Source organism: Proteus sp. G2675 (assembly GCF_963886535.1).
Lineage (GTDB): Bacteria > Pseudomonadota > Gammaproteobacteria > Enterobacterales > Enterobacteriaceae > Proteus > Proteus mirabilis.
Genome location: NZ_CAWPCB010000009.1, coordinates 1 through 14,567, shown reverse-complemented (window position 1 = coordinate 14,567; position 14,567 = coordinate 1). Strand labels below are relative to the sequence as shown.

Below are 14,567 nucleotides of genomic sequence, written 5' to 3'. Positions count from 1 at the left end.
CACTCATAAATTTCAGTTTAGGTCCCGTCGCTGAATGAATTTGGCGGGGCGGGTTATCATTAACGAATATCTTAGTAATACCAAAAACATGGCAGAGAAACGTAATATCTTTCTGGTTGGGCCTATGGGTGCCGGCAAAAGCACTATTGGTCGTCAGTTAGCTCAACAACTTAGTATGGAATTTTATGATTCCGATCAGGAAATTGAGCGACGTACAGGTGCAGATGTAGGTTGGGTATTTGATGTAGAAGGCGAAGAAGGCTTCCGTCAACGTGAAGAAAAAATAATCAACGAACTTACTGAAAAGCAAGGCATTGTACTGGCAACAGGTGGTGGTTCGGTGAAATCAAGAGAAACCCGTAACCGACTATCAGCACGCGGTGTTGTTGTTTATTTAGAAACCAACATTGAAAAACAACTTGCTCGTACTCAGCGAGATAAAAAACGTCCTTTATTGCAAGGTGTTGAACCCGTACGTGATGTACTGGAAACCCTCGCAGAAGAGCGTAATCCTCTTTACGAAGAGATTGCTGATATCACCATTCATACTGATGATCAGAGTGCAAAAATCGTTGCAAATCAAATTATTGAATTATTAGAGAAAAACTAATAAATTCTTTAGATGAGATGAAAGTAAAGACTACTTGAAGAAGGCCGTTGCTATGGAAAAAATCACTGTGACTTTAGGTGAAAGAAGCTATCCCATTACCATTGCTTCTGGCCTTTTTCACCAGCCTGAAACCTTTTTACCTTTAAAAAAAGGGCAACAAGTGATGATTGTCACAAATGTGACACTTGCGCCGCTCTATCTAGACAAGGTAACAAACACCTTAGAACAACAAGGTGTTTTGGTTGATAGCGTGATTTTACCTGATGGGGAACAGTATAAATCCCTGACGGTAATGAATGATGTCTTTACTGCATTATTAGAAAAAAATCACAATCGAGATACAACACTGCTTGCACTAGGGGGTGGTGTTATTGGTGACTTAACAGGCTTTGCGGCTGCAAGTTATCAACGTGGTGTACGTTTTATTCAAGTTCCTACTACGTTATTATCACAGGTCGATTCTTCTGTCGGTGGAAAAACAGCAGTTAACCATCCACTGGGTAAGAATATGATTGGTGCTTTCTATCAGCCGGCATCTGTTGTTATCGATCTCGATTGTCTTGCAACGCTTCCTCCTCGTGAGTTGTCATCAGGCTTAGCGGAGGTGATTAAATATGGCATTATTTTAGATAAAGACTTCTTTATCTGGCTTGAAAACAATATTGATAAACTGATAGCGCTTGAACCTAAAGCCATGGCTTACTGTATTCGCCGTTGCTGTGAACTTAAGGCACAAGTAGTCGCAGCAGACGAAAAAGAGACGAGTGGTCTACGAGCTTTACTTAATTTAGGTCATACTTATGGTCACGCAATTGAAGCACATATGGGATATGGTGTGTGGCTACATGGTGAAGCTGTCGCTGCGGGTATGGTTATGGCGGCTAAAACCGCACAAGATTTGGGTCAATTTACTCAAGCAGAAACTCAGCGAGTGATCCAATTACTTAAAAAAGCAAATCTTCCCGTCAATGGCCCTGATGAGATGCAACCTGAAGACTATTTACCTCATATGATGCGAGATAAAAAAGTTTCCGCGGGTAAATTGCACCTTGTATTACCAAAAGGTATCGGTCAATCAGAACTACGTGCGGATATCTCTCGCGAACAAGTGTATAAAGCGATAACATCATGCATTAATGCAAATTAAGCATACCATCACCTAACGAGAGATAAACTGGAAAGTCTATTTAAGGAAAATTCTGGTTAATAATCTCAAATGTGACGTTTCAGAAAAAGCGTTTCATCCTTATACTAGAGGTAATGGCTAACTTTCGCTTTTTGACGCTCTGACGGAGGGCATAATGGACGAGTTCAAACCTGAAAATGAAATTAAGAGTGGCGATAACTCACTCAAACCTGATACTTCGGATAGACCCGAACGTCGCACTAATCGACCTCGTAATAACCCATTAAAAAATGCTCGTTTCTCTGTATCCCGTCAACAGATGATGATAGGTGTTGGGGTACTGGTTCTCATTCTTTTAATTATTGCGATAAGCTCTGCGCTGAAATCACCAGACAGTGATAAAGAAACAACGGCCTCAACAACAGGAACAGAAAAGAATATTGAACTGTCTCAGCCTTCAGTAACATCAACAGACAATCAAACATCTACACCTCAGGAGCTGACGGGTCAACAAATACAGCAGCCTACAACGCAGCCATCTCAAAATCTCCCCCCAATGATTGACTCTCAAGGTCAACGTGTTGAGATCCCAGGAGATATTGTTGATTCACTCAATCAACAACAAGCAGGTGTTAACCAAGCTGTTAATCAACAACAGCAAAATACACAAAACCAACCGACAACGCCACAAACTCCGGTGACCAAACCACAACCGGCACCAACACAAAAACCAGAGGTCAAACCTACACCAACCAAGCCGGTAACACCTCCTGCAACCACACAGACTAAGCCTGTGGCAAAACCAACCACAAAACCCGTTGCATCAGGAGCCTTATCAGCAAATAACCTAGCAGCCATTCCTGCAACAAATTATACTTTGCAGCTAAGTGGTGCGAGTCGCCAAGATACGTTAGAAGCTTTCGCTAAAAAAAATCTTAATGGAAACTACGCTATTTATAAAACCCAGCGTAATGGTAATCCTTGGTATGTACTCATCTATGGTAACTATCGTAATATAAGCGAAGCAAAACAGGCCGTGGCTTCATTACCGGCGGCTGTGCAAGCTAAAAAACCTTGGGTTAGACCTATGAAACATGTTCATCAGGATCTAAAAAAATAAGTTAACGATGTTCACCGCTGATATGCTGTCTGAAACAGAGTACAATCGGCGACTCTGAAACGATTGAGAAATTTGGACGGCATGAAAAAAAAACGCGCATTCCTAAAATGGGCTGGTGGTAAATACCCTTTGGTAGATGACATTAAGCGTCATCTACCTCAAGGTAACTGTTTAATTGAACCTTTTATGGGTGCTGGCTCTGTATTTTTAAATACAGAATATGATTCATATATTCTTGCCGATATAAATAGCGATCTCATCCATCTCTATAATACGGTAAAACTGTATCCTGAAAAATTTATGAAGGATGCTCAACTATTATTCACCCCTCAGATGAATAATGCAGAAGAGTTTTATCAACTACGACAAGACTTTAATCAATCAACAGATCCATACCAACGCAGTGTGCTTTTTCTCTACTTAAACCGTCATTGCTACAATGGATTATGCCGTTACAACTCCAAAGGTGAATATAATGTTCCTTTTGGTCGCTACAAAAAACCTTATTTTCCAGAAGACGAATTGATTTGGTTTTCAGAAAAAGCGCAAAAAGCCTTATTTGTCTGCCAAAGCTATTCATCAACCATGACAAATGCCACCAAAGGTTCTGTTGTATACTGTGATCCACCTTATGCACCGTTATCACCGACGGCAAATTTTACCTCATACCATACAAATAGCTTTAGTTTCCAAGAACAACAGCATCTAGCTCAACTTGCCTCAATGTTGGCTTACGAGAGACAGATACCCGTGTTAATATCAAATCATGAAACTGCGTTAACAAAAGAGTGGTATGTAGACGCGAAAGAGCTACATAGTGTGAAAGTCAGAAGAACAATTAGTAGCAACACACTAGGTCGTAGCAAAGTGAACGAATTACTAGCCTTATATAAATAATCGTTAACACTTCCCGACAATGGGAGTGTTGTCAGGAGAACGCGATGAAAGATTTTCTGATTGCCCCTTCTATTTTATCTGCAGATTTCGCCCGCCTTGGTGAAGATACGGAGAAAGTGCTCGCTGCAGGTGCTGATGTGGTTCATTTTGATGTAATGGATAATCACTATGTCCCTAACTTAACGTTCGGTGCACCAATTTGTAAAGCGCTACGCAACTACGGGATCACAGCACCTATTGATGTCCACTTAATGGTAAAACCGGTTGATCGTATTATTCCTGATTTTGCACAAGCAGGAGCAACCTATATTTCATTTCATGCCGAAGCCAGTGAGCATGTTGATCGCACTATTCAATTAATCAAAGATTGTGGCTGTAAAGCAGGTTTAGTCCTTAATCCTGCCACGCCTCTCAACTATCTCGATTATGTAATGGATAAATTAGATCTTATTCTTCTGATGTCAGTAAACCCTGGCTTCGGTGGTCAATCATTTATACCAAAGACACTCGATAAATTACGTCAAGTTCGCAAGATGATTGATGATGGTGGCTATGACATTCGTTTAGAAATTGATGGCGGTGTCAAAGTTGATAATATTGCCGAAATTGCTCAAGCAGGTGCGGATATGTTTGTTGCTGGCTCTGCTATTTTCAATCAGCCAGATTATAAACAGGTTATCGACAATATGCGCCGAGAATTAGATAAGGTATCGAAATGACAGAAAAAAAACTCAAAGGTATTCGTGCTATCGCTTTTGATCTTGATGGCACACTAACTGACAGCGCTGTTGGGCTAACAGAAGCCACAAACTATGCACTAAAAGCAAAAGGCTTCCCAACAGTGGATAAACACCATGTCACCATTTGGGTTGGTAATGGTGTTGATATGCTATTAAAGCGCGCACTGCACCATTGTGGTGTTAAAGATGTCACCGATACTTTATTAAAAGAGGTACGTGATCTCTTTGATGAGTGCTATGCAAACTCTGTCAAAACAGGAAGCAATCTATTTCCACACGTTAAAGAGACACTAGAAAAACTTGCTTCGTATTCTCTCTCCTTAGGCATAGTGACGAATAAACCCACTCCTTTTATCCAACCACTGTTAAAGCAATTAGGTATAGACAACGACTTCTCATTGGTGCTTGGTGGTGATGATGTAAAACAAAAAAAACCCCATCCAGCACCATTATATTTAACAATGGGCACGTTTGGTGTTAAAAAAGAAGAGCTTCTTTTTGTCGGAGATTCCCGTAACGATATTATCGCCGCTCAAGCAGCACAGTGCCCTTGTGTGGGGTTAACTTATGGTTATAACTACGGTGAACCCATTGCAGATAGCAAACCCGATTTTATACTCGACGATTTTGCTGATTTGCTCTCTATCCTTGATATTACGTCAATGACAACAGTGGAACAGAACTAACATGACGACTTCAGTAGAAAAAAAGGCTCAAAAGCCTATTGTATTCAGTGGTGCACAACCTTCTGGTGAGTTAACTATCGGGAACTATATGGGAGCACTACGTCAGTGGGTACAAATGCAAGATGACTACGATTGCATTTACTGTATCGTTGACCAACATGCCATCACTGTACGCCAAGATCCTACCGAACTGCGAAAAAGAACCTTAGATACACTGGCTCTTTATCTCGCTTGTGGCATTGATCCTGAAAAAAGCACAATTTTTGTACAATCTCATGTTCCACAACATGCACAATTAGGCTGGGCGCTAAACTGCTACACCTACTTTGGTGAATTAAGCCGTATGACCCAATTTAAAGATAAATCAGCTCGTCATGCTGAAAATATCAATGCAGGATTATTTGATTATCCCGTCTTAATGGCAGCCGATATCCTCCTTTATCAAACCAACCAAGTACCAGTTGGCATTGACCAAAAACAACATCTTGAATTAAGCCGTGATATTGCCCAACGCTTTAATGCCATCTATGGGGACATTTTCACCGTACCCGATCCTTTTATTCCAAAAGGTGGCGCACGCGTGATGGCATTACAAGATCCCTCTAAGAAAATGTCTAAATCTGATGATAACCGCAATAATGTTATCGCTTTACTTGAAGATCCCAAAGCGGCGGCGAAAAAAATAAAACGTGCTGTTACAGACTCAGAAGAGCCACCTCGCGTTGCGTATGATCTAGAAAACAAAGCTGGTGTTTCTAACTTATTAGATATTTTAGCGGGTGTAACAGGTAAAACGATCCCTGAACTCGAAGCTGAATTTGAAGGCAAAATGTACGGTCATCTAAAAGGCGCGGTTGCTGAGGCTGTATCAGATATGCTGACAAATATTCAAGAACGCTTTAACACCTTCCGTAATGATGAAGCACTATTAAATAAAATCATGAAAGAAGGTGCCGATAAGGCGAAAGCGCGCGCTCAAACAACCTTAGATAAGGTTTATGAGGCTATTGGGTTTATTGCTCACCCATAATCGTTATTATAGGCCAGATAACTGCTGGCCTATTTTCTGACTATTTCTTAAATAGCCTTCTATCAAAACTTTCAATAGTTTGTTTTTGCAATCTTAACTGCATGGTTTTACACCAACTAGCAGATAGTCCTGCCGCTGCTAATAAGCGACGATACGACTCCTCATCAAATGGCATATGAAAAGCAATAGCAATTGCTTCTTTGACCGAGATATCGCTATTTCTTGAGCGTAGAACCAAAGGATGATGACAGCCTACTTCGCCGGGACTTATCACGCGATATAACCAGCCACAAAAACCGCTATCTTGCATCAGTTGTGAAAAATCGCTGATATCAGTCACAGTGTTTAACTTATAACAAGGTGAACGAGGCTGGGTCACTTGAATTAAAGCGTCACCCCATTGATATATATCACCAATAAAAACATTCTCTTCTGTCAGACCGGTAGTCGAAATATTTTCACCAAACGCAGGAGCATTAAATAAGTCAGCCAGTTGAGGAAATTGCTCAGACCAGTAATGATAATGTTCTTGAGGATAATGGCACAAAGCACGATCAGGCCCACCATGAAACCCTTTTTCTGCTTGCTCATCACCTGCTAAGCCCAGTGATGTTAGTTTAATATGCCCATCCACCAGCCTTTTGGTGATCGCACTGGTAAATCCATTTGCAGTCGTCGTGATATTGCCAATAAAAACACTGGGGAAATAGCGCATAACTCATTGCCTCAATGAAAAAAAGTCCTTTTATAATAAAGAGAGCAGGCTAAATAAACAATGCCGACAATAATTGTCGGCATTGATAAATAGAGAGAAAAGAGAATGATAGCGATATTATGCTTTGCTCTGATAGCGTTTTTGCGCCTCATCCCAGTTAACTACAGACCAGAATGCTTTGATATAATCAGGACGACGGTTTTGATATTTCAAGTAATACGCATGTTCCCATACATCTAAGCCAATAATTGGATAGCCAGATGCACCTGCTAACTCTTCACCCATTAATGGGCTATCTTGGTTTGCGGTAGAAACAACAGCTAATTTTCCATCATCTTTTAATACTAACCATGCCCAACCTGAACCAAAACGGCTAGCTGCGGCTTTTTCAAACAACTCTTTAAATGCATCAACACTACCGAAATCACGTTCAATGGCATCTTTTAATGAACCATGTAATTGAGTGCCTAGCTTTAATCCTTTCCAGAAGAAAGTATGGTTAGAATGACCACCCGCATTGTTACGTACAAAGGTACGTTGATCAGCAGGTACTTTATGTAAATTTTTAACGAGTTCATCAATTTCTAAACCCGCTAATTCAGGCAGTTTTTCTAACGCAGTATTGGTATTGTTCACATAAGTTTGATGATGCTTAGTATGGTGAATTTCCATTGTGCGCTCATCAAAATGAGGTTCTAGCGCATCATAAGCATAAGGGAGTGCAGGTAATGTATAGCTCATATTAATCTCCAGTGCTGTTTTATATTCGATCACGCCATGTGATTTATCTCTTTATTATAGTGAAAAAAATGTTAATGAAAATCATTATCATATCCATATTATTTTTGTGGTTTTTTTATCCAACCCAGTGACATCAATTTTCACAGTATTTTATTTTAAATAAAAAGCTTATTATTGGTTTAATATTTCATAAAATACCCAAAAGGTAGATAAATTATACATAACAACCTTTAGCACTAATTGATCACGCCATGAAAAGCATTTCCATTATTTCGTGATCTTATGCGCAAAAAAGAAACAATGTCTCTTTACCCTCTTTTGTTAACGACTTTTTGACATAGTATTAACAACAGTAAGGAGAACAATTATGACAAAAATAAACCAACATCACATTCCCGCAAACATTGCAAAGCACGCCCTGATTAATAAAGAGCAATACCAAAAAGATTATGCATTATCCATCGAAAACCCTGAGGCCTTTTGGGCAGATAAAGGGAAAATTGTTGATTGGATAACCCCCTATACTATCGTGAAAAATACCTCCTTTGATCCAGGCCATGTCCGTATTCGCTGGTTTGAAGATGGGCAACTTAACATTAGCCAAAACTGTCTTGATCGCCATTTAGAAAAACGCGCGGATCAAGTTGCTATTATTTGGGAAGGTGATTCCCCTAATGAATCGAAAAGCATTACCTATCGCCAACTTCATCAAGATGTTTGTCAATTCGCCAATGTATTAAAAAAACTGGGTATCAAAAAAGGCGATGTGGTGGCTATTTATATGCCAATGGTTCCTGAAGCGGCTGTTGCGATGTTGGCTTGTACTCGTATTGGGGCTATTCATTCTGTTATTTTTGGTGGTTTCTCACCAGAAGCAGTGGCAGGGCGCATTATTGACTCTAAAGCAAAATTAGTGATCACTGCCGATGAAGGCTTACGTGCTGGTAGAGCAATCCCCTTAAAGAAAAATGTTGATGATGCCCTCACTCATGTGGATATCCCGCCTATTGAACATGTTGTGGTCTTACGTCGAACAGGGCAAACAGAACAATGGATTGAAGGACGCGATTTATGGTGGGATGAAATTGTTCAAGGCGTCAGTACAGAATGTGATGTGGAAGTCATGAACGCAGAAGATCCACTCTTTATTCTCTACACATCAGGCTCTACGGGGAAACCCAAAGGCGTGTTGCACACCACTGGCGGTTATCTTGTTTATGCCTCAATGACCTTTAAATACACCTTTGACTATCATGATGGTGAGATTTATTGGTGTACAGCGGATGTCGGTTGGGTAACTGGCCATAGCTACTTGTTATATGGCCCGCTATCAAATGGTGCCACAACAGTGATGTTTGAGGGCGTCCCCAATTACCCCTCCGTCAATCGTATGGCCCAGATTGTTGATAAACACCAAGTTAATATTCTCTATACCGCACCTACTGCGATCCGCGCATTAATGGCGGAAGGAGACAAAGCCATTGAAGGTACACAACGAACCTCTTTACGCATTTTAGGCTCAGTAGGAGAGCCTATTAACCCAGAAGCTTGGGAATGGTTTTATCAAAAAATGGGACGTAGCCAATGCCCTATTGTTGATACATGGTGGCAAACAGAAACAGGAGGTTTCATGATAACCCCATTGCCGGGAGCAATGGATCTAAAACCAGGCTCAGCGACTCGTCCATTCTTTGGTGTACAACCTGCGATTGTTGACAATATGGGGGAAATACAAGACGGTGTTTGTGAAGGTAATTTGGTGATCGTAGATTCATGGCCGGGCCAAGCAAGAACATTATTTGGCGATCATGACCGTTTTGAACAGACTTACTTTTCGACCTTTAAAGGCATGTACTTTTCAGGTGACGGTGCCCGTCGTGATGAGGACGGTGATTATTGGATAACAGGCCGTGTTGATGATGTTTTAAATATCTCTGGTCACCGTTTAGGTACCGCCGAAATTGAATCCGCACTTGTCGCCCATCCTAAAATTGCAGAAGCGGCTGTTGTTGGTATTCCCCATAATATAAAAGGACAAGCTATTTATGCTTATGTCACGCTAAATCATGGTGAAGAGCCTACGGCAGAGCTTTATACAGAAGTGCGCAATTGGGTACGTAAAGAGATAGGCCCAATAGCAACACCTGATATCCTTCATTGGACAGATGCCTTACCTAAAACACGCTCTGGGAAAATTATGCGTCGTATCTTGCGTAAAATTGCCTCTGGCGACACAACTAACCTTGGAGATACCTCAACACTCGCCGATCCAGGCGTTGTAGAAAAACTGTTAGAAGAAAAACAGTCTCTATCACTGACCATTTAAAGTGCTAGTGCTCAAATAATACAGCAGTCAATAAAACCGGAATACTACTATGCAAAGGCATTTTATGCCTTTGCAGGGCTCTCTTATCACAAATTCATGACATGCGGGGATAAACACCTCTAAATCATGTAATAAACCAAATAATTATTTTGAGGAGAACTCTGATGAATCCCAATATTTATCAAGAGATAGAAAATAACCCTCGCTTTAAAGAACTGGTTAAAAAACGTAGTCGTTTCTCATGGGGACTTTCGATTATTACACTTGTTATGTATGTCTCATTTATATTGCTGATTGCTTTTTATCCACAATGGTTAGGTACACCGCTCTATGAAGGCAGTTACATTACTCGAGGTATTCCTATCGGTATTGGCTTAATTATCGCCTCTTTTCTACTAACAGGGATTTACGTTATTAGAGCAAATACAGAGTTTGACAAATTAACGGCAGAAATTCTTGGTGAGGTAGAAAAATGAAAAATAAACACTACGCCATATCACTATTAACGTTATTATCCCCCAATGTATTAGCCGCAGCGATAACAGAAGGGGGTGAAAAACAGCCAATTAACTTCCAAGCCATTATCATGTTTCTGATCTTTGTTGGCTTAACACTGTATATTACTTACTGGGCCTCTAAACGAACACGATCACGGTCTGATTATTACACTGCGGGTGGCAAAATTACCGGATTTCAAAATGGTATGGCTATCGCTGGTGATTTTATGTCTGCCGCCTCCTTTTTAGGAATTTCAGCGTTAGTATACACTTCTGGCTATGATGGACTTATCTACTCTATTGGCTTTTTAATCGGCTGGCCAATCATTCTATTTATTATCGCTGAACGTTTGCGTAATTTAGGACGCTATACTTTTGCTGATGTTGTCTCTTACCGTTTAAGTCCAAAGCCCATTAGAACACTTTCTGCAATAGGTTCATTAGTTGTTGTTGCCCTCTATCTTATTGCTCAAATGGTAGGGGCAGGTAAATTAATCGAGCTACTTTTTGGCTTAAACTACCATATTGCGGTGATCTTAGTCGGTATTTTAATGGTTCTTTATGTCCTTTTTGGCGGCATGTTAGCCACCACTTGGGTACAAATAATCAAAGCCATTTTATTACTCGCCGGTGCAACTTTTATGGCGGTCATGGTAATGAAAGCGGCAGACTTTAACTTCAATACTTTGTTTAAAGAAGCTGTTAACGTCCATCAAAAAGGCTTTTCTATCATGAGTCCAGGAGGATTAGTTTCTGATCCTATCTCTGCATTATCCTTAGGTCTTGCCTTAATGTTTGGTACCGCAGGACTTCCCCACATTATCATGCGCTTTTTTACCGTTAGCGATGCAAAAGAGGCTCGTAAAAGTGTTTTCTATGCGACAGGTTTTATCGGTTATTTCTATATTCTTACTTTTATTATTGGTTTCGGGGCTATCTTACTCGTTAGCCCTAATCCTCTGTTCAAAGATGCCGCTGGTGCTTTAATTGGTGGCACCAATATGGCCGCTGTTCATTTAGCGGATGCTGTTGGTGGTAATTTCTTCCTTGGTTTTATTTCTGCAGTCGCTTTTGCCACTATTTTAGCCGTTGTTGCAGGATTAACTTTAGCGGGTGCATCTGCCGTTTCTCATGATTTATACGCCAATGTAATTAAAAATGGCCAAGCAGATGAACGACAAGAGCTAAAAGTTTCGAAAATAACGGTTGTTATTCTCGGCATTGTCGCCATTGGTTTAGGTATTTTATTTGAGAAACAGAATATTGCCTTTATGGTCGGTTTAGCTTTCTCTATCGCTGCAAGTTGTAATTTCCCTATTATCTTACTCTCTATGTATTGGAAGGGATTAACAACACGTGGGGCTGTCATTGGTGGCTGGTCTGGCTTAATTGTTGCCGTTACCTTAATGATCTTAGGTCCCACGATCTGGGTGAGTATTCTTGGTCATGATACACCTATTTATCCTTACGAGTACCCTGCTCTTTTCTCTATGATCATTGCCTTTATCGTTTCATGGTTATTCTCCATTACCGATAATTCTTCTCTGGCAACTCAAGAGCGTATGAAATTTGAAGCTCAGTTTATTCGCTCACAAATAGGTATTGGTGCAGAGCAAGGTAAACCTCATTAAACATCTGTAAAATAGTTTTTTATTCTTAAAGTGCCAACAATGTTGGCACTTTTTTTTACTCTTTACTTAATTAAATTAATATCGGTTTAAAAATACATATCTATACGATATTTTAAATTACTATTAACTAATGTGGTTTAATTTTAAGTCTATTGGAAAATTTCAAGCAAGATCAATTAATTAAAATTATTATAACAATAATTAAAAGTGTAAATATAACTATAAGTAACAGTATAATAAGTCAATAAAAGATAAGATAAGTACTGAAATATCAATTTCAGACTCGTTTTAGCTAAACAAGACTTGTATTATGAAATGCTAAATGGTTAACTTTTTATTCTATATGGAAAAAGGTGATAATGATAAAAGCATGTCTCAAGTAATAAACTTTTCTCTTTTATTTATTTTATCTATAGTACCTGCACTATTAGCGGGTTCAACCCTGCATATTGAACAAAAGTTCTCTATGGTGATTATCGGTTGGCTCCTGATGTTGCTCTGCGCAGGTATCTATCGGTTTACTATAGGAAAAGTGATTACTTTTATTGTTGCAGCTTTATGGTCTTTAAACCTCTCCATCTCACTGTTTTTTTATCGTGAACATGATATTCCCTTTTCATCATCAATAGCAGAAACTTTCATTAATACTAATGGAAGTGAAACTGTTGGTATGCTCTCTTATAATAAATATTATGTACTCTTTTATATTGTTATATTTACCAGTTTTTTCTATTTAATACATATTAGCGCCCGTTATTTAAATAACAAAACTAATAAAAGATGTTTAATTGCTATTTTTATATTAATAATTCTTATTTCTCTATACAAAAACTTAGCAATAAGATCAGAGAGTAAAACCCAATTACTTGCTGAGTATTATCTACTTAATACCCCTTTTTACAATGCAGCAGCTTTAGTGCGGACTTTCCACGAAAATAGACAAATCAAAAAGATCACATCAGAAAAAGTTAATTTTAACTATGATAAAGTGGATCAAAAAACAGAAATTTATATTCTTTTGATTGGTGAATCAGTACGACGTGATCATTTAGGAATTTATGGGTATCCGTACGATACTACCCCTAATTTAGAGAAAGAAAAAAATAATATTTTATTATTTAAGCAAGCTTATTCTCCTGCGCCTGTGACCATATTATCAGTACCCATATCCCTTTCTAATATCAACCTAACAGAGTTATATGATAAGAAACACTACGCTGATAATATCATTTCTCTTGCCAATCATGCTGGCTTCAAAACATATTGGTTAAGTAACCAAGGTAAAGGAAATCCAAAAACGAGTGTGATTTCTGTTATTGCCAATATGGCCCAACATAAAAAATGGAATGAATTTATTGGCTATGATGAAGAATTATTGCCATTTTTAGATAATGCGCTTAATGATAACTCATCAAATAAAAAGCTCATTGTCCTACATACTTATGGTAGTCATGAGCCAGCATGTAATCGTTTTCCTAGCACTTACCTTAAAACCTTTTCCCAACAAGAAGATGATAACTGCTACGATAGCTCTATCGCTTATACTGACAAACTTATCAGCCAAATTATTGAAAAAATACAAGATAAACCCGCATCTATACTCTATTTTTCAGATCACGCATTACAACGATTAGATAAAAATAGAGAAGTACGTTATCACCATGGCGTGAACAGTCCTCGCCAAGAAGCTTATAATATACCGCTCTTTATTTGGTATAGCGCATCTGCAACGCGACCAAATATCAATGAAGAAAATTTGAATAAACCTTTTTCTACCGCAGATAATTATTGGCTATTAAGCCAATGGCTAGGTATTGAACATAACTCAGCGAAAAAATGTTACTCACCTTTAAGCGAATGCTATCAAACAAAAACGTCAATGATGGTCATCGATGGTAATAAGAAGTTATTAAACTACGCACTATTAGAATCAGAAGAGCAAGCGCCTCATTGACATCCTCCACGCCCTAAAGGACGTGGATCCCTACTGCGTTCAGACTGATGTCTGGAATCACCTCGGCGGGTTCCTGCTTCGACGGGCGGTCTGACTGCACCCTCCCTCCACAGGCAAGCACGGCATGTCCTGCCGCTAAAATGTTACGTGCCCCGTTGATATCAGCATTCGCTGTATATCCACATTCAAGGCACTCGAATTGACTTTGTGACTGGCGGTTTTCCTTTGCTGTATGTCCACAGCAAGCGCACTTCTGACTGGTGTAGGCTGGGGGTATTGCCAGTACCTGACCTCCTCGCCAGAGCTGCTTGTACTCAAGCTGACGGCGCATTTCATACCAGCCCTGCTCCAGTATTGAGCGGTTTAAACCAGATTTAGCTTTTACGTTCCGTCCATGCCGTTCTGTCGTACCTTTTGCCGATTTAGACATATTACTGACCTTTAAGTCCTCAATGACAATCATTGCGTGGTTTTTGCTGATTTCACTGGTGACT

Annotated in this window: 14 protein-coding genes; 11 read left to right on the top strand and 3 right to left on the bottom strand. The window is 39.5% G+C overall.

Annotated elements, in window-relative coordinates; all coding sequences use genetic code 11:
* Positions 1–88 precede the first annotated feature (88 nt).
* From aroK to trpS, 7 genes are all read left to right on the top strand, one after another.
* On the top strand, positions 89–610 hold the full coding sequence (gene aroK, locus AACQ49_RS01715; protein ID WP_012368596.1) for a shikimate kinase AroK: 522 nt from the start codon (positions 89–91) through the stop codon (positions 608–610).
* 52 nt (positions 611–662) lie between these two features.
* Complete coding sequence (gene aroB, locus AACQ49_RS01710) at positions 663–1,757, top strand: 3-dehydroquinate synthase (protein WP_004249857.1); 1,095 nt, start codon at positions 663–665, stop codon at positions 1,755–1,757.
* Between the two features lie 154 nt (positions 1,758–1,911).
* Positions 1,912–2,856 (top strand): SPOR domain-containing protein, encoded by a 945-nt coding sequence (locus AACQ49_RS01705; RefSeq protein ID WP_004246636.1) that lies wholly within the window; start codon positions 1,912–1,914, stop codon positions 2,854–2,856.
* Positions 2,857–2,937: 81 nt separating this feature from the next.
* Positions 2,938–3,753: an adenine-specific DNA-methyltransferase gene (gene dam / locus AACQ49_RS01700; RefSeq protein WP_004249858.1), complete on the top strand. Its 816-nt coding sequence runs from the start codon at positions 2,938–2,940 to the stop codon at positions 3,751–3,753.
* Positions 3,754–3,797: 44 nt separating this feature from the next.
* A complete protein-coding gene (gene rpe, locus AACQ49_RS01695) occupies positions 3,798–4,472 on the top strand; it encodes a ribulose-phosphate 3-epimerase (RefSeq protein WP_004246629.1) in 675 nt (224 codons plus the stop codon).
* A complete protein-coding gene (locus AACQ49_RS01690) occupies positions 4,469–5,179 on the top strand; it encodes a phosphoglycolate phosphatase (RefSeq protein WP_004249859.1) in 711 nt (236 codons plus the stop codon). The genes rpe and AACQ49_RS01690 overlap by 4 nt, the downstream gene beginning before the upstream one ends.
* Position 5,180: 1 nt before the next feature.
* Positions 5,181–6,209, top strand: a complete 1,029-nt coding sequence (gene trpS, locus AACQ49_RS01685; RefSeq protein ID WP_161778856.1) for a tryptophan--tRNA ligase — start codon at positions 5,181–5,183, stop codon at positions 6,207–6,209.
* A 40-nt stretch (positions 6,210–6,249) separates the two neighbouring features.
* On the opposite strand, the gene yiiM is transcribed toward trpS, so the two are convergent.
* Positions 6,250–6,924 (bottom strand): 6-hydroxyaminopurine reductase, encoded by a 675-nt coding sequence (yiiM, locus tag AACQ49_RS01680; RefSeq protein WP_004246625.1) that lies wholly within the window; start codon positions 6,922–6,924, stop codon positions 6,250–6,252.
* A 117-nt stretch (positions 6,925–7,041) separates the two neighbouring features.
* Positions 7,042–7,665, bottom strand: coding sequence for a superoxide dismutase [Mn] (gene sodA / locus AACQ49_RS01675; protein ID WP_004249861.1), 624 nt, complete (start codon positions 7,663–7,665; stop codon positions 7,042–7,044).
* Positions 7,666–8,032: 367 nt separating this feature from the next.
* On the opposite strand from sodA, the gene acs reads away from it, so the two are divergent.
* From acs to AACQ49_RS01655, 4 genes are all read left to right on the top strand, one after another.
* Complete coding sequence (gene acs / locus AACQ49_RS01670; RefSeq protein ID WP_049218761.1) at positions 8,033–9,991, top strand: acetate--CoA ligase; 1,959 nt, start codon at positions 8,033–8,035, stop codon at positions 9,989–9,991.
* A gap of 164 nt (positions 9,992–10,155) precedes the next feature.
* On the top strand, positions 10,156–10,467 hold the full coding sequence (locus AACQ49_RS01665) for a DUF485 domain-containing protein (RefSeq protein WP_004246621.1): 312 nt from the start codon (positions 10,156–10,158) through the stop codon (positions 10,465–10,467).
* Positions 10,464–12,119, top strand: a complete 1,656-nt coding sequence (locus AACQ49_RS01660; RefSeq protein WP_004246620.1) for a cation acetate symporter — start codon at positions 10,464–10,466, stop codon at positions 12,117–12,119. Before AACQ49_RS01665 ends, AACQ49_RS01660 begins: the two co-directional genes overlap by 4 nt.
* A 322-nt stretch (positions 12,120–12,441) precedes the next feature.
* Positions 12,442–14,073 (top strand): phosphoethanolamine transferase, encoded by a 1,632-nt coding sequence (locus AACQ49_RS01655; RefSeq protein ID WP_012368601.1) that lies wholly within the window; start codon positions 12,442–12,444, stop codon positions 14,071–14,073.
* Positions 14,074–14,086: 13 nt separating this feature from the next.
* Here the strand turns inward: AACQ49_RS01655 and AACQ49_RS01650 are convergent.
* Positions 14,087–14,567: RNA-guided endonuclease InsQ/TnpB family protein (locus AACQ49_RS01650; RefSeq protein ID WP_161778855.1), on the bottom strand; the 481-nt coding region annotated here is incomplete at its 5' end.

Excerpts from the sequence above, each read along its gene's own strand:
- aroK (WP_012368596.1), top strand. The coding sequence starts at position 89 with ATGGCAGAGAAACGTAATATCTTTCTGGTTGGGCCTATGGGTGCCGGC.
- aroB (WP_004249857.1), top strand. The coding sequence starts at position 663 with ATGGAAAAAATCACTGTGACTTTAGGTGAAAGAAGCTATCCCATTACC.
- AACQ49_RS01705 (WP_004246636.1), top strand. The coding sequence starts at position 1,912 with ATGGACGAGTTCAAACCTGAAAATGAAATTAAGAGTGGCGATAACTCA.
- dam (WP_004249858.1), top strand. The coding sequence starts at position 2,938 with ATGAAAAAAAAACGCGCATTCCTAAAATGGGCTGGTGGTAAATACCCT.
- rpe (WP_004246629.1), top strand. The coding sequence starts at position 3,798 with ATGAAAGATTTTCTGATTGCCCCTTCTATTTTATCTGCAGATTTCGCC.
- AACQ49_RS01690 (WP_004249859.1), top strand. The coding sequence starts at position 4,469 with ATGACAGAAAAAAAACTCAAAGGTATTCGTGCTATCGCTTTTGATCTT.
- trpS (WP_161778856.1), top strand. The coding sequence starts at position 5,181 with ATGACGACTTCAGTAGAAAAAAAGGCTCAAAAGCCTATTGTATTCAGT.
- yiiM (WP_004246625.1), bottom strand. The coding sequence starts at position 6,924 with ATGCGCTATTTCCCCAGTGTTTTTATTGGCAATATCACGACGACTGCA.
- sodA (WP_004249861.1), bottom strand. The coding sequence starts at position 7,665 with ATGAGCTATACATTACCTGCACTCCCTTATGCTTATGATGCGCTAGAA.
- acs (WP_049218761.1), top strand. The coding sequence starts at position 8,033 with ATGACAAAAATAAACCAACATCACATTCCCGCAAACATTGCAAAGCAC.
- AACQ49_RS01665 (WP_004246621.1), top strand. The coding sequence starts at position 10,156 with ATGAATCCCAATATTTATCAAGAGATAGAAAATAACCCTCGCTTTAAA.
- AACQ49_RS01660 (WP_004246620.1), top strand. The coding sequence starts at position 10,464 with ATGAAAAATAAACACTACGCCATATCACTATTAACGTTATTATCCCCC.
- AACQ49_RS01655 (WP_012368601.1), top strand. The coding sequence starts at position 12,442 with ATGGTTAACTTTTTATTCTATATGGAAAAAGGTGATAATGATAAAAGC.